Below are 19,309 nucleotides of genomic sequence, written 5' to 3' on the forward strand. Positions count from 1 at the left end.
CGCCGCCGGTGTCTTTTGAGGCGAGCCGCGTATTGCCGGACAATGTCCACAGGACGCGCTACCCACACCGGCGGCGGGGGGCCCACCGATCGCGGGACGGCATCATGCCTTCGTACGTGCACACCACGGCACCGACCCGGTACACCGAGGTGAACGGGGACCGCTACGCCTACCGCCGTTTCGGGGCGGAGACCGGGACGCCCCTGCTGATGCTGCCGCACTTCCGCGCCGGCATGGACCACTGGGATCCGCTCGTCACGGACGGTCTCGCCGAGAACCGGCCGGTGATCCTGCTCGACAACGCCGGAGTGGGGAACTCGGGCGGCCGCACGCCGGAGTCGGCGGAGGGCTTCGCCGCGAACGCGGTGGCCTTCCTCCGGGCCCTCGGCATCCCCGAGGTCGACCTGCTGGGCTTCTCGGTGGGCGGGTACGTCAGCCAGGCACTCGTCCTGGCCCATCCCGAACTGGTGCGCCGTCTGGTCCTGGTCGGGACGAGGCCGCGGGCGGGCGAGACGGCGGGCGTCGGCGAACGGGTCGCGGAGGTGGCCGCCCACGAGGTCCTGACCGAGGAGGACTACCTGTACCTCTTCTTCGACGACTCCCCCGGGGGCCGACGGGCCGGACGGGAGTTCTGGGCGCGTCGTCACGAACGGACCGTCGACGCCGACGCCGAGTCGGGACCGGAGAGCGTCCGGGCACAGCAGGCGCTGCGGGCCGACTGGAACACCGCGCGGGGCGAGCGGTTCACCGAGCTGCGGCGCATCACCCGGCCCACGCTCGTCGTGAACGGCCGGAACGACATCATGGTGCCGACGGTCAACTCGTGGATCCTCGCGCAGCACATCCCGCACGCGCAGCTCGTCGTCTACCCGGACTCGGGCCACGGGGCGCTCTTCCAGTACCCGCGGCTCTTCTGCGCCCACGTCGCCCGCTTCCTCGACAGCGAGGTGCCTTTCACCTAGGCGTCCGCGACCGCCCGGTGCCGGCCCGCGGCGCGGACGGCGTACCGGAGGGTCGCCGCGTACAGGACGAGGAACGCGCCGCTGACCAGGGCGACCACCAGCCAGGTCAGGCTCTGCCGGCCCGGGACATCGGCGCCGTGCAGCCAGCGGACGAGGAAGTTGCCCGTGGCCGCCGCGGGGAAGGAGAAGACCCAGTAGCCGACGTGGAACCCGTCCTGGCGTACGTGCGGCACGAGGAACAGCACGATCAGAACGGTGAAGAGCACGAGCCCGGCGAAGCCCTGGCCCACGGAGTCGACCCGGCCGCCGTGCGCTGCGGTCCAGGCGAGGCCGCCCACGGCGGGCGGGATCGTCAGGACGGTCAGTGTGGGGCGGGCGGGTCCGGGCAGGCCGCCGGCGACGAGGCGGCCCAGGACGACGGTGCCGAAGGCGAGCCAGTACAGGACGCCGACCGCGAAGGCGGCCGCGGCCGCGTCGGGGAGCCGGACCGCGGAAGCGGTGGTGCTGGCGATGAAGGGTCCGGAGACCACCGGCAGCAGGTAGCCGGGGTGGAGCGGGGCGGCGCCGAGGCCGCCGCTCACCCAGTGGGCGAGCAGCCGGGCGGCGATGACGGCCGAGGCGAGCGCGAACAGCGCGTACGCCCAGCGGGCGCCGTCGACACCGAAGCGGGCGAAGTGGCCGGTGGTCAGCATGCCGATGATCGGGACGTAGGCGAGGGCGAAGCCCTGACCCGGGTGGTGGAGGTCGTCCAGCACATTGCGCCAGCGCGCCCCGCCGTGCCGCAGGTACTGCGCCAGCAGCACCACCCACGCCAGTGCGCTGACCACGAAGAGGACGTCGCTGACGCCGAGGGGCGCGTCCACCGTCGCCGCCGCCGACTGCCAGAGCCCGCCCAGGCCCGCCGTGCCGAGGGAGACCGACATCAGCCCGATGCGCGTCGCACGCCGTGCGCCCCCGCCGTTCCCGGCCGCGGCATGCGCGGGCCGCGACGACGCGTCCGCGGGGCTCTCCGGGGGCGCGTCCACGGGCATGACGATCACGGGTGCGTCCAGTGCGGCCGACTGCATACGGGGTTCTCCTCGGGTTCGGGTGGTTTCAACTTTAAACCAGACGTCTGCACATCGACGTCGCTCCACCGGCCGCGGCCCGGATCCGGGCCCGGCCGAGATGCCCGCACCTGTCGGCGGGGTCTATCGTCCACATATGGGAGCGCCACGGCCGCGCCGAAACGGCGTTCCCCGGCGGCGACCGGCCCGTTGGGCACCGCGCGGGGCCGGTGGGTGATGGGCGAAAGCGCGGCGCCAGGCGCCGCGCCGCAGGAGGAGGCCGCACTCGACCGCGTTCTGGCGGAGGTGGCGGGAATCACGGGATCCCACGCCGCCGGGGTCTTCCTGCTCGTGCCGCACGCCCAGGCGCTGCGGCTGGCGGTGGTGACGGGGCTGTCCGCGGGTGCGGTGCGGCCGTGGTCCCGGCTGGCGCTCGCGACCCCGGCCCCCGTCTCCGTCGTGGCCCGCGAAGGGCATCCGGTGTGGGTGCACGGCCACGACGAACTCGCCCGCCGGTTCCCGCGCACGGCCTTCGCCCTGCCCTACCGGGTGGCGATGTACGTCGTCCCGCTCCGCACCGGCACCACGGTGTCGGGCGTGCTGCAACTGCTGTGGCCCGACACCCGTCCCGACCGGCTCGCCCCGGACGAACGGGCCGCCGTCACCCGCGCCGCGGACCGGATGAGCGGGCTGCTGACGCGGGCCGCCGCCCGGGGGCGGCCGCTGCGGCCGGGCGCCGTGCCGCGGGTGCTCGCGCCGGACCCTCCGCCGCCCGTGCCGCCCGCCGAGGCCCAGGCGGCGGCGGAGCTGACGGAGCGCCTGAACGAGGGGGTGCTCGCGCTGGATCTGGAGGGGCGGGTGACCTTCCTCAACAGCAGGGCCGCCGAGCTGCTCGGCCGCGACAAGCGGCAACTGATGCACACCCGTCTCTGGGAGTCCCTGCCCTGGCTGATCGACCCGGCCTACGAAGACCCTTACCTGGCCGCCCTGTTCAGCCGGCTCCCCACGGACTTCACCGCGCTGCGTCCCCCGGACGACTGGCTGTCCTTCCGGCTCTACCCCGACACCACCGGGATCAGCATCCGTCTGCGGACCGCCCCGGCCCCGGCGGGCAACCGGCTTCCGCCCACCACACCCTCCGGGACCGCGCCGACCCGCGCCGGCGCGCTGTACCACCTGCTGTACATCGCCTCGTCCCTCACCGAGGCGGTCGGCGTCCGGGACGTGGCGGCGTCCGTCACCGAGCAGATCATGCCCGTCCTCGGGGCCGACGGCCTGTCACTGCTGATCACGGACGAGGGGCGGTTCCAGGACGTCGCCTCCCGCGGCTTCCCGCGGGACCACAAGGACTTCTTCCGGGGCCTGTCGCTGACGGTCGACACGGCGGGCTCGCGCACCGTCGCCACGGGTACGCCGATGTTCTTCAGCGACGTCGACGCGATACGGCAGGCCTTCCCCCTCGTCACCCCCTACACGCGGATGGGCGCCTGGGCGTTCCTCCCGCTGAACGCCTCGGGCCGTACGATCGGCTGCTGCGTCCTGGCCTTCGCCCTCCCCCGCGCCTTCCCGCCCGACGAACGCGCCGCCCTGACCTCGCTGGCCGGCATGATCGCCCAGGCGCTGGAACGAGCCCGGCTCTACGACACCAAGAGCCAGGTCGCGCGCACCCTGCAGACCGCGCTGCTGCCGCACTCCCTGCCGCACGTGGCGGGACTGCGGGTCGCCGCCCGCTACCTCCCGGCCGCCAGCGGCATGGACATCGGCGGCGACTTCTACGACCTGATCCGTCTGGACGGCTCCGGGGCCGCCGCCGCGGTCATCGGCGACGTCCAGGGGCACAGCGTCAGCGCGGCGGCGCTGATGGGCCAGATCCGCACGGCGGTGCACACCCACGCGAGCACCGGCGCGGCCCCGGACGATGTGCTCACCCGGATCAACCGCCTGTTCAGCGACTTCGACACGGACCTGTTCACCAGTTGCCTGTACGCCCAGCTCGACGTGCCCGGGCACCGCGCGCTGCTGGCGAGCGCTGGCCACCTGCCCGCGCTGCTGCGCCACCCGTCGGGCCGCACCGAGATCCTCGACGTCCCGCCCGGGCTGCTGCTCGGGGTGGACGTCGCCGCGGACTACCGGGCGGCGGAGGTGCCCATGCCGCCGGGCAGCGTGCTCACCCTGTTCACCGACGGCCTGATCGAACGCCCGGGCACCGATCTGGAGACGGCGCTCCGGGAACTCGCCGGACGGCTCGCCGCCGCACCCGTCGGGTCGCTGGACGATCTGGCCGACGAACTCCTGCGGGAGGCGCAGCGGACCTCGGGCGGCCGGGACGACATCGCCCTGCTGCTGGTGGGCCCGGGGCAGGCGCCCGGCGGGTGAGGGTCGGCACCGCGGTCAGCCCGTCCGTGCGGCGAGGCGGAACCGGCCGAGGGTGTCCCGTATGAGCCGGCGCACCTCGGCCCAGGTGCCGTCGACCGCCGCGTCGCCGCGCAGCAGGCACTCCGCGGGCTGTGCCGCCCACCAGCGGGCGCGGTGCAGCGCGTCGACGCCGGCGATCGTCCCGGCCACCACGTAGTAGTGGTGGACGAGCACCCCCGAACCGGCGCGATGACGCAGTCCGACCAGCCAGACCGCTCCGGCCTCGTGACCGCCGGACGGGGTGCCGTCGGGGCGAGCACCCCGTCCGCCGGCCCGCGCCGGGTCGGCCGCCGGGAGGTCGGTGGCCCTGGAAGGGTGGGTGTTGCTCATCTCTCACTCCCGCCACGCGGTCCGGCTCCCGGCATCCACGGTGGCGCAGGCGGCGGCGTCGCGGCCACGTCCATCCTGCCGCGTACCCCTCGGATTCGGTCAGGGGCGGTAGACGGCCCCGGGCTGCGGGGTGCCCGGCGCGAGCAGCTGCGGAACGGTCACGAAGGTGAAGCCCCGCTGCTTGAGCGCGTCGATGATCCCGGGCACGGCCGGCAGGGTGCCCCGGTAGCCCTTGGCGTCCGGGCCGGGGACGACGTCGTGGAGCAGGATGATGCCGTCGCGGCCGGCCTGGTCCAGGACGCGCTTGGTGATCACGTCGGGGTCGTTGGTCTCGTAGTCCTTCGCCGTGACGCTCCACAGCACCTCGGAGAGACCCATCTCGCGTGCGATCCCCTGGACGGTGTCGTTGGTACGTCCCTGCGGCGGGCGCATGAGGGTGGGACGGCGGCCCGTGATCCGCTCTATCGCGTCGTCGGGGCGGCTCAGCTCCTCACGTATCTCCTCGGGGTCGATGTCCGTGAGGATCTTGTGCGACCAGGTGTGGCTGGCCACCTCGTGCCCCTCGGCCACCATGCGCTTGACCATGTCCGGGTAGCGCTCGACGTGGTTCTTGCCGAGCAGGAAGAAGGTGGCGGGCACCTGCTTGTCCTTGAGGACGTCGAGCAGCTGCGCGGTGTTCTTGCTCGGTCCCGCGTCGAAGGTGAGCGCGATGCACTTGGCCTCCCGGCAGTCGACGCTGCCGAAGGCGCCCTTGCCGGTCTTGCCGGCCTCCTGCCGCACGGTGCCGGGGGAGGTGGTCTCGACGCGGGTGCACCCGGTGAGGGCGAGCGCGATCGCCAGCGCTGCCACGGGGAGCGCCGCCCATCTGCGGACCGTCCTGACGGGCGCGGCGTCACGTCGGGCGGGCAGGGGGCGTCGAGGCCGGTTGAATCGCATGCCCGCGACTATACACATGGGGTATACATGCTATTCATATCGGGGGTGCTCCCCGTCCGCGTCCTCGCGACCTGGCGTCTACATGAGGTGTATACGTCATGTGTATATTGACGCGCATGTCCATCGGTCACACCCTCCTCGGCCTCCTCGAATCCGGACCGCGTCACGGCTACGACCTCAAACGGGCCTTCGACGAGCGATTCGGCCACGACCGCCCGCTGCACTACGGGCAGGTCTACTCCACGATGTCACGGCTGCTGAAGCACGGACTGGTCGAGGTCGAGGCCATAGAGCCCGGCGAGGGGCCCGAGCGCAAGCGGTACGCGATCACGGAGGCGGGTGTCACCGACGTCGCACGGTGGCTCGCGACCCCGGAGAAGCCCGAGCCGTATCTGCAGTCCACGCTCTACACCAAGGTCGTCCTCGCGCTGCTCACCCGACGCGACGCCGCCGACATCCTGGACGTGCAGCGCGCCGAGCACCTGCGGCTGATGCGCGACCTGACCGAACGCAAGCGCACCGGGGACCTGGCCGACCAATTGATCTGCGACCACGCCCTGTTCCACCTCGAGGCCGACCTGCGCTGGCTGGAGCTGACCGCGGCGCGCCTCGACAGGCTCGCCCGGGAGGTGAGCGCATGACGGCCGCCGAGCCCCTGCTCACCGCCGACGGCCTGTGCAAGAGCTACGGCTCGACGCCTGCGCTGGACGGGGCCGACTTCTCCATACGCCCCGGTGAGGTCGTCGCCGTGATGGGCCCCTCCGGCTCCGGCAAGTCCACCCTGCTGCACTGCCTCGCCGGGATCGTCGTCCCCGACGCCGGCACCATCACCTACCGCGGTGACGAACTGTCCGCGATGAACGACGCCCGGCGCAGCGCGCTGCGCCGGAGCGATTTCGGCTTCGTCTTCCAGTTCGGGCAGCTCGTCCCCGAGCTCACCTGCGCGGAGAACGTGGCGCTCCCGCTGCGGCTGGGCGGCACCTCCCGCAAGGAGGCCGCGCGCGCCGCCCTGGAATGGCTGCGCCGGCTGGAGGTCGACGACGTCGCGGCGCAACGCCCCGGGGCGATCTCCGGAGGACAGGGGCAGCGGGTGGCCGTCGCCCGCGCCCTGGTCACCGCCCCCCGTGTGCTGTTCGCCGACGAACCCACCGGCGCGCTGGACTCCCTCAACGGCGAACGCGTGATGCAGCTGCTCACCGCCGCCGCCCGCGACACCGACGCCGCGGTCGTCCTGGTCACCCACGAGGCGAGGGTGGCCGCGTACTCCGACCGCGAGGTCGTCGTACGCGACGGGAGGGCCCGCGACACGGCGCGCGCGGCATGAGGCCCGGCGACTCCCCCCGCGGCGTCCGCCGGAGCCGGATCCAGGACCTGGCGATGGGCGTCCGGTTCGCCGTCACCGGCGGCCGCGAGGCCTGGGTGCGTACGCTCCTGACCGCCGTCGGCGTCGGCCTGGGGGTCGCGCTGCTGCTGCTCACGGCCGCCCTGCCGCACGCGCTGACGCAGCGTCACGACCGGGAGCGCGCCCGCAACGACATGACGTACACCTCGCTCGCCGAACACCGGGCCGAGGACACCCTGCTGATCGCCACGGTGGACACCACCTACCGCGACCAGGAGGTGCGGGGCCGCCTGCTGCAGCCGGAGGGCCGGCGGCCGCCGCTGCCGCCGGGCGTCGGCCGGCTGCCCGGGCGCGGGACGATGGTGGCCTCCCCCGCCCTGCGGCGGCTGCTCGCCGCCCCGGAGGGCAGGCTGCTGAGCGAGCGGCTGCCGTACCGCGTCACCGGCACCATCGGCCAGGACGGGCTGGTCGGACCGGACGACCTCGCCTATTACGCGGGCACCACGGGACTGGCCGTGAGCGCCGGGGCCGGGGCCGGGCAGACCGTCCGCGTCGAACGCATCCACGCCTTCGGCTCCGTGGACCAGGGCGGCACGACCGACCCCGTCCTCGTGCTGCTCGTGCTCATCGTCTTCGTGGCGCTGCTGATGCCGGTCGGCGTGTTCATCGCGGCCGCGGTCCGCTTCGGCGGCGACCGCCGCGACCGCCGGCTCGCCGCGCTGCGCCTGCTCGGCGCGGACGCGGCCACCACGCGACGCGTCGCCGCGGGCGAGGCCCTCGCCGGCGCCCTGTGCGGACTCGCCGTCGGTGCCGTGCTGTTCGCGGCCGGCCGCGTCCTGGCCGGCCGGATCAGCTTCTACCGCGTCAGCGTCTTCCCGGACGACCTCATGCCCGCGCCCGCGCTGACCGCCCTGGTCGCCGTCGCCGTCCCGGCCGCCTCGGTGGCCGTGACCCTGCTGGCGCTGCGCGGCGTGGTCATCGAGCCGCTCGGTGTCGTCCGCGCGACGAGGCCGCCGCGCCGCCGCCTGTGGTGGCGGCTGCTGCTGCCGCTGGGCGGGATCGCCCTCCTGTACCCGATGATCGGACAGGGCCCGGACCACGGGGACTTCAACCAGGCGCTGGTGGTCGGCGGCACCGTCCTGCTGCTGATGGGCGTCACGGCCCTGCTGCCGTGGATCGTCGAGGCGGCCGTCGCCCGGCTGGGCACCGGTGCGCCCTCCTGGCAGCTCGCGGTCCGCAGGCTCCAGCTGAACAGCGGCACCGCGGCCCGCACGGTGAACGGCATCGCCGTCGCCGTCGCCGGGGCGATCGCGCTGCACATGCTCTTCGCGGGCGTCGACGGCTCGTACACCCGCAGCAGCGGCAACGACCTCTCCCGGGCCCAGATGGAGGTCTACCTCCCGGCGGCCGACTCCCCCGCCGAGGCCGCCCGGCGGCTCACCGCGGGCGACGCCGCGGCCCGGGCGACCCCGCTGTCCGTGGGGGTGCTCGGCGAACGCGCCCGCGAGCCGAGGCGGTTCCTCGAACTGACCGTGGGCACCTGCGACGCGCTGCGCGAGGTCGCCAGGGTGCCCGCCTGCCGCGACGGCGACGTCTTCGCCGTCCAGGACCGGTCGTACGACGACGACACCCTCCGCACCGCGAAGCCCGGGCGCGTGGTGTACGTCGACCCCGGCTCCGCCGGTTCCGCGGGTCTCGCGGTCGCCTGGCGCCTGCCGTCCGGCCTGAAGAAGGCCCATACCCGCGCCGATCCCAGCGGCTACGCGCGCGGCGGCGTCCTGGTCACCCCCGCAGCGCTCCCCGCGGCCGCCGCCCGGGCGCTCACGGGCCGGGTCTACGTCTCACTCGACCGCTCCGTCCCGGACGCGCCCGAGATCGTGCGGAACACGGTGGCGGCGGTCGACCCGCTGGCCGACGCCCGCGAGTACGTCACCCACACCGAGTCCGCGCGCTACTCCTCGGTCCGCACCGGGGTGTTCGTCGGCAGCTGCTGCGTCCTCCTGCTGATCGGCGCGAGCCTGCTCGTCTCCCAGCTGGAGCAGTTGCGCGAGCGCAGGAAGCTGCTGTCCACCCTGGTGGCCTTCGGCACCCGCCGCAGCACCCTCAGCCTGTCGGTACTGTGGCAGACCGCCCTCCCCGTCGGTCTCGGCCTCGGCCTCGCGTGCGTGGTGGGGCTGACCCTGGGCGCTGTGCTGCTCCGCATGGTCGGCGCGACCGTCACCGTCGACTGGGCCGACGTCGCGGCCATGACCGGCGTCAGCGCGGCCGTCGTCCTGCTGGTGACCGCGCTGAGCCTTCCCGCGCTGGTCCGCATGATGCGCCCGGAGGGCCTGCGCACCGAGTGACGCCGGTGGAGCGGGTCAGGGGGCCGCGACCGCCGGCGGGGCGGTGGTGGCCCGGGGGGTCAGGAGTGCGGAGAGCACGGTCGTCTCGGGGACGTCGTCGCGGCCAGCGAGCTTGGCCATCAGAAGCTCCACCGCGCTGGTGCCGATCTCGACGGAGGGGATCGAGACCGACGTGATCGGCACGGGTGCCTGCTCGGCGGTCTCGTCGGGGCAGATCGCGGCGACCGAGAGGTCCTCCGGGACGCGCAGTCCCATGGCCTGGAAGGCGGAGATCAGGGGCTGGGTGATCGGCTCGTTGTGGACGACGACCCCGGTCAGCCCCGGCTGCTCGCGCAGCAGTTGCTCGGCCATGGCCCGCGCGGCCGCGGGCGTCTCCGGGCAGGGGTGGACGGACGAACGCAGGCCGAGGCGGTCGGCGGCGGCCGTGAACCCGGCGGCGACCCGACGGGCGAATCCGGTGCCGCGGACGTAGACCTCCGGGGGTGAGCCGACGAGGGCCACGGTGCGGTGGCCGAGCGCGGCGAGGTGCTCGACGCACGCCTCGCCGGCGCCCGTGAAGTCCAGGTCGACACAGGTCAGCCCGGCGGTGTCCGAGGGGAAACCGATCAGCACGGACGGCCGGTCCAGAACGCGCAGCAGGGGCAGCCGCCGGTCGTCCGTCTCGACGTCCATGATGATGAAGGCGTCCGCCATCGCGCTCTGGGCGACCCGGTTGATGCCCTCCTCCCCCTCGTTCTGCGTGAGGAGGAGGACATCGTGGTCGTGCTCCCGGGCGGCGGTCAGCACGGAGGTGGCGAATTGCATGACCACGGGCACGTGGATGCCCTTCCGGAGGGGCAGCACGAGGCCGATCACCCGTGACCTGCTGCTGGCCAGGGACCGGGCCCCGGCGTGCGGCCGGTAGCCCAGTTCACGGATGCTGTCCTCGATGCGCCGCCGGGTCTCCGGGGAGATCGGCCGTTTGCCGCTGAGGGCGTAGCTGACGGTGCTCGGCGACACGTTGGCGTGCCGCGCGACGTCAGTGATCTTGACCATGCAACTCCCTTCCCCTACGTGCGTGCCGCGCCGGACCGTCCTCAGGAGCCGGAGAGCTCCAGGGTGAGGACGGCCGTACCGGCCGCCGCACGCGCGGAGGGACCGCCGGCGACCTCGACACCCCACGGCAGGGACGCGTCGGAGGTCTCGGCCCGCAGCGTGGAGCCCTCGCGCACGACGGTGATCTCGGCCGCGGCCGTACCGTCCTCGCGGGGGATCCGCACGGTGGTGCGGGAGCCGTCGGCCGGCTCGAAGACCCGGACGGTCACGTCGTCCGCCCACACGTAGTCGGGACGGTCGTCGACCGAGCCGACCGGGATCACGGAACCGGGACGGGCCAGCAGCGGAATGCTGAGGTAGTCGTGGGTCTCGCGCACCCAGCGCGGGCCCGTGACCTTCTCGCCGGTCGTGAAGTGGGTCCAGGTGCCCTCGGGCACGTAGTAGGACACCTCGCCGTCCTCGGAGAACACCGGCGCGACGAGCAGGTCCCCGCCGAGCATGTACTGGCGCTCCAACGAGGCGCAGCCCGGGTCGTCGGGGAACTCCAGCACCATGGCGCGCATCATCGGGACGCCCTCGGTGTGCGCCTGGTGCGCGGCACCGTAGAGGTAGGGCATGAGGCCGAGCTTGAGCTTGGTGAAGTGGCGGAGGACGTCCACCGCCTCCTCGTCGAACAGCCACGGCACGCGGTAGGAGGAGGAGCCGTGCAGCCGGCTGTGCGAGGAGAGCATGCCGAAGGCGGTCCAGCGCTTGAACAGGCCGGCGTCGGGCAGACCCTCGAAGCCGCCGATGTCGTGGCTCCAGTAGCCGAAGCCGGACAGACCCAGGGAGAGGCCGCCGCGCAGGGACTCGGCCATCGACTCGTACGTGGACTCGCAGTCGCCGCCCCAGTGCACGGGGAACTGCTGGCCGCCGGCCGTGGCGGAGCGGGCGAAGAGCACCGCCTCGCCCTCGCCGCGGTGCTTGCGCAGCACGTCGAAGACGGTCTTGTTGTACAGCTGCGTGTAGTAGTTGTGCATGCGCTCCGGGTCGGAGCCGTCGAACCAGGCGACGTCGGTGGGCACGCGCTCGCCGAAGTCGGTCTTGAAGCAGTCGACGCCCTGGCCGAGGAGGGCCTCGAGCTTGGAGGCGTACCAGGCGCAGGCGTCGGGGTTGGTGAAGTCGACCAGGGCCATGCCGGGCTGCCACAGGTCCCACTGCCAGACGCCGCCGTCGGGGCGCTTGAGGAGGTAGCCGGCCGCCTTGCCCTCGGCGAAGAGCGGGGAGCGCTGGGCGATGTAGGGGTTGATCCACACGCAGATGTGCAGATCACGCTCCTTCAGGCGGCTCAGCATCCCCTCGGGGTCGGGGAAGACGCGCGGGTCCCACTCGAAGTCGCACCAGTTGAACTCGCGCATCCAGAAGCAGTCGAAGTGGAAGGCCGACAGCGGCAGGTCGCGCTCGGCCATCCCGTCGACGAACCCGGTGACGGTCTGCTCGTCGTAGGAGGTGGTGAAGGAGGTGGTCAGCCACAGCCCGAACGACCAGGCCGGCGGGAGCGCGGGCCGACCGGTGAGCGCGGTGTACTTGCGCAGGATCTCCTTCGGCGTGGGGCCGTGGATGACGTAGTACTGCAACTGCTGGCGCTCGGCGCTGAACTGGACCCGCGAGACCTGCTCGGAGGCGACCTCGAAGGAGACCTTCCCGGGGTCGTCGACGAAGACGCCGTAGCCGGCGTCGGTCATGTAGAACGGGATGTTCTTGTAGGACTGCTCGCTGCTCGTGCCGCCGTCGGCGTTCCAGATGTCGACGGTCTGGCCGTTCTTGACCAGTGGGCCGAAGCGCTCGCCGAGCCCGTAGACGGACGTGCCGACGGCCAGCCGGAGCTGCTCGCGGACGTGGTGCTCGCCCTCGGCGGTCTCCATCAGCGCCATGGCCTTGACGTCGCTGCTGGTGAGGGTGCGCCCGTCGGCCTGGAACTCCATCCGCCACTCGCCGTCGAGGCGGAAGCGGACGCTCAGGTCGCCGGAGGTGAGGACGGCCTGCTCCTCGTCGACGGTCACGACGGGCTCGTGCGGCTCGTGGTGCAGCTCGAAGTGCGGGCCGGTCTCGACGTCGCCCTCGAAGTGGGTGATGCGCACGCCGATGACGCCGGGCATCGGCGCGGTGCAGTCGACGGTGATGAGCGGGCCCTTGAGCAGGTCGCCGCGGTGCCGGATGTGCTGGGTGGGCGCGTGGACCCGCAGCGTTCCGGGGCCCGGGACGGCATCGAGGACCTCGGCCGGATACGCCGCCGTGACGCCTTCGCGCAGCAGCCAGTACCCGTTGGTGAACTTCATGGTCGATGCCTTTCCCGGTGGGCGGCCACCGGCGTTCTCGGTACGTGTGGGAGCAGGTGGGGCCGGCTCTGCCTCCTGCCCGTGCGGGGGGAGGCAGAGCCGTGGGCGGAACGGGGCGAACGTCACCCGCCCGGGTGGAGGGCCGCGGACACGGTGGTCCGGGCGCGGGTCACTTCACGGCGCCGACGGCGATACCGCGGGTGAGCGTCCGCTGGAAGAGGAGGAAGAAGACGATGGCGGGCAGCGCGCCGAGCAGGCCGGCCGCGTTGGTCATCGTCGCGTCCATCAGTCGCTGGCCCTGGAGCACGCCGAGCGCCACCGAGACGGTCTGGTTGTCGTTCGACGGCAGCATGACCAGCGGGAGCAGGAACTCGTTCCAGGTCCAGATGAAGAAGAACACCAGCAGGACGCCGAGGGTGGGCCGGCTGACCGGGACCACCATCCGCCACAGGATCTGCCAGCTGTTCGCGCCGTCGATCCTGGCCGCCTCGATGATCTCCTTCGGGAAGGCCCCGAGCACGGAGGAGAGGAGGTAGGTACCGAAGGCCGCCTGCACGACGCTGAAGACGATGATCAGGCTCAGCCTGGTGTCGTACAGCCCCACCTGCTTGGACAGGTAGTACAGCGGGTAGACCAGCGCCTCCTGCGGCAGCACGTTGGCCAGCACGAAGAAGGCGAGGAAGTACGCCTTGCCCTTGATCCGCCCGATGCCGATCGCATACGCGTTGAGCACCGAGAGGATCACGCCGAACACGGCGACCGAACCCGAGATCACGACCGAGTTCAGCAGCGTGTGCCCGAAGTTGACCCGGGTCCAGAAGTCCGTCAGGCCGTCCAGGTGGAGGCCGTGGGGCAGGGACAGCGGGCCGTGCGCGGAGTAGTCGGCGGGCGACTTCAGCGCGTTGATGAGCACGATCAGGAGCGGCAGCACCATGAAGATCGCGCCGAGGATCATCGCCACCAGCACCGGGTAGCGCTTGAGCGCCTTCACTGTGCGTCCTCCGATCGGGTCTGGAAGCGGAGGCCGACCGTCGTCAGCGCCAGGATGATCAGGGTGAGGACCGTCGCGATCGCCGAGCCGTAGCCGACGTCCGTCTTCTCGAAGAAGGTCGAGAAGGAGAAGTAGGACGGCACGATGGTCGCGTCTGCGGGCCCGCCCTTGGTGAGGACGTACACCGCGCCGAAGACCTTCAGGGCCGCGATGGTGCACCACAGCATCACCACGTAGATCTCGGGGCGGATCTGGGGCAGCGTCACGTGCCAGAAACGCTGCCACCAGTTCGTCCCGTCCAGCTCGGCCGCCTCGTAGAGCGAGGGATCGACCCGCTGGAGTCCCGCCATGAAGATCACGACGGGGAACCCCAGCTGCACCCAGACCATGACGGCCATCACGCTGTAGAGCGCGAACTTCGGGTCACCCAGCCAGTCCTGCTGGAGCGAACCCAGGCCGACCGCCTTCAGCAGCTCGTTGAGCGAGCCGTTCTCGGGGGCCAGGATCCAGCTCCAGACGATGCCCGCGACGGTGATGGGCAGGACCTGGGGCAGGTAGAAGCAGGCACGCAGCACGCTGGCCAGCTTCGAACCGAAGTGCTTGCCGATGAAGTCGAACAGCGCCGCGGCCACCACGAGGCCGACGGCGGTGGGGATCACCGCCATCGCCAGGACCATGGCGACGCTGTGCCGGAAGGACTCCCAGAACCGCGAGTCCTTCATCAGCTCCCGGTAGTTCTCCAGCCCCGCCCAGGTGGGCGAGCCGACGCCCTGCCAGTGCGTGAAGCTGAAGTAGATGTTCATCACGAACGGCACGATCACGACGGCCAGGAAGGCGATGACACCCGGGATCAAGTACAGCGCGTAGGGATTGCGCAGCCGTAGGGGTCGGGCACTCATGACGTGGGCGCACCCGCGTCATAGGCCTTCTGCAGTTCGTCCAGGACCTGGTCCGGGGTGCCGCTGCCGGTGATCAGCTTCTGGGTGGCCGAGACCAGCACGTCGTAGAAGCCGGGGACCGGCCAGTCCGGGTAGAAGGCGAGACCGTCCTGGTCCGAGACCTTGTTGAAGTTCTCGATCAGCTCCTTGGAGCTGGGGTCGGTGATCGCCGAGGGCTCGGCCGCGACGGGCACGCCGCCGTTGTTGCCGAGGGTGTTCTGGATCCCCTTCTTCATCGTGATGTCGATGAAGTCGTAGGCCAGCTGCTTGTTCTTGGCGTTCTTCGGGACGACCCAGAGGTTGCCGCCCGAGCCGAGCGTCATCTTGGAGTCCGGGAAGAGGAACGAGCCCCACTGGAACTTGTTCTCGTCGCGGAAGCGGCCGTACCACCAGCTGCCCGAGAAGAAGATCGGGGACTTGCCGCTGATGAAGGAGACGCCGGCGTCCTCGGCCTTGGCACCGCTGGTCGTCTTGGCGATGTAGCCCTTCTTCACCCAGTCCGACAGGGTGTTCGCGGCGTACGTCCAGGCGGCGTCGTGGAAGTCCGCCTTGCCCTTGTAGAGCTCGAAGGAGTCGACCCAGCTGCGGTCGGCCTTGGTCAGGGCCAGCTGGTACAGGTACTGGTGGGCCGGGTACTCGGCGCCGCCGTTGGCGAGCGGGGTCACGCCCTTGGCCTTGAAGGCGGCGAGGGCCTGCTCGAACTCGTTGAACGTGGTCGGGACCTTCACACCGTTCTTCGCGAAGAGGTCCTTGTTGTAGTACACCATCGTGTACTCACCGAAGTTCGGGATGCCGTACCAGTTACCGGAGCCCATGACGCCCTTGGCGTCGTAGCGGCTGGTGGTGGTGACGCTGGGGCTGAGCAGCTTGTCCCAGCCGTACTTGGTGACCTGCGGGGTGAGGTCGGTGAGCAGGCCCTGCTTGGCCAGCAGGCCGGCCGTGGCGTTGCCCTTGTTGTACTCCATGAGGTCAGGGGCGTTGCTGGAGTTGAGCACCATCGAGGCGGTCTTCTGGATCTGCTCGAAGCCCTTGGCCTCGAACTCGACCTTGACGCCGGGGTGGGACTTCTTGAACTCCTCTATCGCCTGGTTCCAGGCGATACCCATGGCACTGTTCGGAGCTTCGTAGTGCCAGAGCTTCAGCGTCTTGCCGTCGCCCTCCGCACCGCTGTCCGAGCTACCGCACGAAGTGATGAGCATGGCGCCCGCAAGGGCAGCTGCTGCGAGAGCCAGCGGTCTGCGCACCTTCAACATTGAAGTGACCTCCACCTGGGCCGAACGAATGAGGCGTCCATCGAATGGTTTCGATGCGACGCGTCGAAGCGCTTCGACGCAGGACCGTATGCAGCGAGCGCGGATATGTCAATGGTGTTAACAAATTGCCGACCAGCGATTTTTGAAGCGTTACCGACGCTCGACGACTCCGTGACCTGCGGTGGATGCCCGGAGTGACGACGCGTGACGCAGCGGTGTCCCGCGCGGGACGCAAGCGCTTGACGGTGAAGCGGACTTGCGGGCTTCCGGATTTCGGTGGAATTTTCCTTTACGCCTCATTGACATCAGTGGCACCTTCTGTCGCATGCGCCACAACAGCCTCTGCGGCCGCGGGGCATTCCGTGCGGAGGGGGTCGCATCACGGCATCAACCGCCGCTCCTCGAAGCCCGGTTGGGTCATCGCTGACACAACGGATCCTCCACGGCACACACGGTTGAGGGGGCGTCACAGCCGAGCAAAAGATACCAATATGCACTTTTTGCCGGATCCCTTTGACGCGCGGCGCAAAACGCGCCTACCGTTCATATAGGGACGTCTTCAACTACAGACATCTGTTCCGGCGTTCCACGTCCGTGAGGTGCGTTGGCGCCCAGGCGTCCGCACCCCCCATCCGCGCCGGGATCACGCACATTCCCGCGCGCCGGCGGTCGGCTCCGCGCGGACCGCGACCCGAAGTCCAGATCCCCGAAGGGGGAGTCATGCGCACCCTTACCATCCGCAGGATCGCCGCCGCTGCCGTGGTGGCGCCCCTGCTCGCCTTCGCCGGAGCCACCGCGGCCAGCGCGGCGACGCCACAGACAGCACCCGTCACTGCGCAGTCCGTCGTCGACCACGGCGGCGGCTGGGGCGGCGGACACGGCGGCTGGGGTGGCGGACACGGCGGCTGGGGCTGGGGGAACGGTTACGGCTGGGGCGGCTACGGCGGCTATGGAGGTTACGGCGGCTACTACGGCTTCTACCCCGGCTTCTACGGTTCCGGCTTCTACGGAGGCTTCTACCGCTGAGGTCGTCGGGCCGGTGCCCTACCGGCCCGTCCGGTGACGTCCCCACCGAGACCGCCGCCGTCCGGCCCCCGGGCTCGGACGGTGACGGCCCACGGTGTGGGCGGTCGATCCGGCGGGCGGGGCCGGCCAGGGCCGTCAGGCCCTCCGGCCGGCCCGACCCGGCAAGGACCACCGCGAAGCCCGCGAATCCACCAGCGGCCCCCGCGATGCGGGGGCCGTCGGCGTGCCCTCGCCGGCCCCGCGGTCCGGCACGGCGGGCTCGCGCAGCATCGCGGAGGCGGCCGCCTTCGACGACACCACCGCATCGGCGACGAACCGCGCCCGCCCCACGCCCAGCACGCGCAGCGCCCGGCCGTGGTCCACCGCCACCAGGAGCGCCGCTCCCGCCACGGCCACGCGCCATCCGGCTGTCGCTGCACGGCGCGCAGGCGCGGGCAGGGCCGCGAGCGACGCCCTCAGGCGCTCGCAATGGAAGGGCACGTGCCGCTGCTCGTCGGCGAGGATCCGGCCCGCGACCTCACGTGTGAGCGGGTCGTCCGCACCCTCCCTCAGGGCCCGGTAGTAGCGCAGCGCGACCTCCTCGGCGACCATCAGCACCAGCAGCTCCAGACGCAGCCCCAGCAGGCGGCGCAGGGCGACGAAGGCCCGGTCCGTCCAGTGGCCGTCGATGGTGGACGCGCCGGCCGCGTCCAGCAGCCGGGCGAGCAACCGGGCGTGGTTCTGCTCCTCGGCGACGAACAGGCGCACCGCTTGCGCGTAGTCGCGGTCGCCCGCCCCGTCCGCCTTGGCGATCAGGTACGCCCCGTCGCCGTCCTCCCCGGCCTGGAAGCGCTGCACGCTCGCGCGTACCGCGTCGTGCAGGACCGCTCCCCGTGCCCACGCGGGATCCCCCGTCGCACGCCGTCGGTCCCGTTCCTCCTCGAAGCGCTCCGTCCACCGGGCGAATCCGCTCGCGGTCATGTCCCTCCCCGCCTCCGTGGGGCACGTTCCGTCGTGTCCCGGTCGGGGAGGACGCACGGACGGCTGCGCGCCGTTCCCGTCACACGGTCCCGCGACCGCTCAGTCCCACAGCTCGCGGACCGGGTCGTGCGGCCAGGACGGCTCGGTGTCGGGGTAGCTGATCGTGAGCTTGGTGAAGTGCCGCAGGCCCGGGTCCCCGGGCCAGGGCTTGCTGTCCGAGAGCGTGATCTTGACCGGGAAGGTGTGGAAGTGGCCCGCGGCGCAGTACGGATCGCAGTCGTTGGCCTCCTCGTAACCGGTGGCCACGGCCGAGTCGGCGGCCCAGTGCGACCAGTACAGGCCGCCCAGCCGGTCGTTCCCGTCCCCGCAGGCCAGCAGGAAGTCGGGGGGCATGACAAGCCCCCGGCCGAAGCACGTGACCAGGACCGTGGCGTGGGTCGGGGCGGCTCGGGGCGCCGGGGAGCCGGCGGCTGCCGAGGCGGGGGCGGCCGCGACCACGGTCGCGAGGGCGGTCGCGAGGGCGGCGGAGGTGGCGGTCAGGGCGAGGGAGCGAAGGAGTGGCATCTCGGTCTGCCTTCCTGGCCGCCGCCGGGGATGGTGGCGGTCGGGGGCGAGGGTGCGGTCCGGAGCGCCGATTCGGGGGTCGCGGGACCGGAGGCGGGACTCCCGGCGGCGTCCCGGCGTGGCGCGTACGGGGCGGAGGGGCGTAGGGCGCGGAGGACGCACGGAGTCCCCGGTGCGCGGCCGTACGGCCTCGAAGTCACGTTCCTCCAGGAGGGTGAGGCACGCAACCCGGCCGGACCACGTTCGGGCCCGACCGGCACGCTCAGTAACCGGTCGGGTACGGAAAAATACAACCAGATCAAGGGGGCACCGCGGAACAAATCCGACACTTGCCCCGGTTGAAAGCCCTGACAACGTGATCGTCATTCCGCCGAGGTGATGCAGTAGTGGGCACCGACATGAGCAGTCCGACCACGGAGACGTTCAAGCGCGCCGTGCTCTTCTTCAACCGGCAGCGCTACGCCGCCGCGGCCCGGACGCTCGCGTCCATCGTGGACGTGGCGCCCCGCAACATGGCGGTGCGCATGCTGCTGGCCAGGTCGTACTACTTCTCCGCACAGCTGTCGCGGGCGGAGGCGGAGCTGCGCGACCTCCTGCGCGCCGAGCCGCAGGACGCGCACGCGCACCTCCTCCTCGGCCGCACGCTCGAGCGGCAGGGCCGACTCGCGGAAGCCGCCCCCCACCTGCGTCTCGCCGACGCGATGACGGCCTGGGACCTCGTCGTCGTCTGACCCCCCGGGCCCGGCAGGGCCGCGCGGCGCCCGGCGCCCGCGGGCCACTCCCCCGGCCCATCCCCGGTTGTCCGGACCGTACCGCCTCCGCAGGCTGCTGACGTGGGGGCCAACGAC

Annotated in this window: 17 protein-coding genes; 7 read left to right on the top strand and 10 right to left on the bottom strand. The window is 71.8% G+C overall.

What is annotated here, in order from left to right:
- The first annotated feature begins 104 nt into the window (after positions 1-104).
- Entirely contained in the window at positions 105-962 is an 858-nt protein-coding gene (locus CHF15_RS12825) for an alpha/beta fold hydrolase (protein WP_089223859.1), read from the top strand.
- Here the strand turns inward: CHF15_RS12825 and CHF15_RS12830 are convergent.
- Complete coding sequence (locus CHF15_RS12830; protein WP_089223860.1) at positions 959-2,029, bottom strand: TDT family transporter; 1,071 nt, start codon at positions 2,027-2,029, stop codon at positions 959-961. The two genes, CHF15_RS12825 and CHF15_RS12830, sit on opposite strands and share 4 nt — an antisense overlap.
- A gap of 216 nt (positions 2,030-2,245) precedes the next feature.
- On the opposite strand from CHF15_RS12830, the gene CHF15_RS12835 reads away from it, so the two are divergent.
- Positions 2,246-4,384, top strand: coding sequence for a SpoIIE family protein phosphatase (locus CHF15_RS12835; RefSeq protein WP_089223861.1), 2,139 nt, complete (start codon positions 2,246-2,248; stop codon positions 4,382-4,384).
- 15 nt (positions 4,385-4,399) lie between these two features.
- Here the strand turns inward: CHF15_RS12835 and CHF15_RS12840 are convergent, their stop codons facing one another.
- Positions 4,400-4,753 (bottom strand): hypothetical protein, encoded by a 354-nt coding sequence (locus CHF15_RS12840; protein ID WP_089223862.1) that lies wholly within the window; start codon positions 4,751-4,753, stop codon positions 4,400-4,402.
- Between the two features lie 99 nt (positions 4,754-4,852).
- Positions 4,853-5,689, bottom strand: a complete 837-nt coding sequence (locus tag CHF15_RS12845) for a polysaccharide deacetylase family protein (RefSeq protein ID WP_245938800.1) — start codon at positions 5,687-5,689, stop codon at positions 4,853-4,855.
- 116 nt (positions 5,690-5,805) lie between these two features.
- On the opposite strand from CHF15_RS12845, the gene CHF15_RS12850 reads away from it, so the two are divergent.
- Genes CHF15_RS12850 through CHF15_RS12860 form a run of 3 tightly spaced genes read left to right on the top strand, consistent with a single transcriptional unit; the run spans position 5,806 to position 9,376 of the window.
- Positions 5,806-6,330, top strand: a complete 525-nt coding sequence (locus tag CHF15_RS12850) for a PadR family transcriptional regulator (RefSeq protein ID WP_089223863.1) — start codon at positions 5,806-5,808, stop codon at positions 6,328-6,330.
- On the top strand, positions 6,327-7,013 hold the full coding sequence (locus tag CHF15_RS12855) for an ABC transporter ATP-binding protein (protein ID WP_089223864.1): 687 nt from the start codon (positions 6,327-6,329) through the stop codon (positions 7,011-7,013). Before CHF15_RS12850 ends, CHF15_RS12855 begins: the two co-directional genes overlap by 4 nt.
- Entirely contained in the window at positions 7,010-9,376 is a 2,367-nt protein-coding gene (locus tag CHF15_RS12860; RefSeq protein ID WP_089223865.1) for an ABC transporter permease, read from the top strand. Before CHF15_RS12855 ends, CHF15_RS12860 begins: the two co-directional genes overlap by 4 nt.
- A 15-nt stretch (positions 9,377-9,391) precedes the next feature.
- On the opposite strand, the gene CHF15_RS12865 is transcribed toward CHF15_RS12860, so the two are convergent.
- The 5 genes from CHF15_RS12865 to CHF15_RS12885 form a co-directional block, all read right to left on the bottom strand.
- Complete coding sequence (locus CHF15_RS12865; RefSeq protein ID WP_089223866.1) at positions 9,392-10,411, bottom strand: LacI family DNA-binding transcriptional regulator; 1,020 nt, start codon at positions 10,409-10,411, stop codon at positions 9,392-9,394.
- Between the two features lie 41 nt (positions 10,412-10,452).
- Positions 10,453-12,729 carry an alpha-xylosidase gene (yicI, locus tag CHF15_RS12870; protein WP_089223867.1) on the bottom strand — a complete coding sequence of 759 codons (2,277 nt, stop codon included), beginning with the start codon at positions 12,727-12,729 and terminating at the stop codon, positions 10,453-10,455.
- A 169-nt stretch (positions 12,730-12,898) separates the two neighbouring features.
- Positions 12,899-13,684 carry a carbohydrate ABC transporter permease gene (locus CHF15_RS12875; protein ID WP_089224006.1) on the bottom strand — a complete coding sequence of 262 codons (786 nt, stop codon included), beginning with the start codon at positions 13,682-13,684 and terminating at the stop codon, positions 12,899-12,901.
- A 32-nt stretch (positions 13,685-13,716) separates the two neighbouring features.
- Positions 13,717-14,619 carry a carbohydrate ABC transporter permease gene (locus CHF15_RS12880; protein WP_018563759.1) on the bottom strand — a complete coding sequence of 301 codons (903 nt, stop codon included), beginning with the start codon at positions 14,617-14,619 and terminating at the stop codon, positions 13,717-13,719.
- Positions 14,616-15,911 (bottom strand): ABC transporter substrate-binding protein, encoded by a 1,296-nt coding sequence (locus tag CHF15_RS12885; RefSeq protein WP_089223868.1) that lies wholly within the window; start codon positions 15,909-15,911, stop codon positions 14,616-14,618. Before CHF15_RS12885 ends, CHF15_RS12880 begins: the two co-directional genes overlap by 4 nt.
- 720 nt (positions 15,912-16,631) lie before the next feature.
- Between CHF15_RS12885 and CHF15_RS43890 the strand changes: the two genes are divergently transcribed.
- Complete coding sequence (locus tag CHF15_RS43890; RefSeq protein WP_107418547.1) at positions 16,632-16,937, top strand: hypothetical protein; 306 nt, start codon at positions 16,632-16,634, stop codon at positions 16,935-16,937.
- 135 nt (positions 16,938-17,072) lie between these two features.
- Here CHF15_RS43890 and CHF15_RS12895 read toward each other — a convergent pair whose 3' ends face one another.
- Together CHF15_RS12895 and CHF15_RS12900 are read right to left on the bottom strand one after the other, a co-directional pair.
- A complete protein-coding gene (locus CHF15_RS12895) occupies positions 17,073-17,897 on the bottom strand; it encodes a ferritin-like domain-containing protein (RefSeq protein ID WP_089223869.1) in 825 nt (274 codons plus the stop codon).
- 99 nt (positions 17,898-17,996) lie between these two features.
- Complete coding sequence (locus tag CHF15_RS12900) at positions 17,997-18,461, bottom strand: hypothetical protein (protein WP_089223870.1); 465 nt, start codon at positions 18,459-18,461, stop codon at positions 17,997-17,999.
- Positions 18,462-18,859: 398 nt separating this feature from the next.
- Between CHF15_RS12900 and CHF15_RS12905 the strand changes: the two genes are divergently transcribed.
- A complete protein-coding gene (locus tag CHF15_RS12905) occupies positions 18,860-19,192 on the top strand; it encodes a tetratricopeptide repeat protein (protein ID WP_179279764.1) in 333 nt (110 codons plus the stop codon).
- Positions 19,193-19,309 lie beyond the last annotated feature (117 nt).

Origin of the sequence: Actinacidiphila glaucinigra, from assembly GCF_900188405.1 — a bacterium.
In the GTDB taxonomy this organism is placed as follows: domain Bacteria; phylum Actinomycetota; class Actinomycetes; order Streptomycetales; family Streptomycetaceae; genus Actinacidiphila; species Actinacidiphila glaucinigra.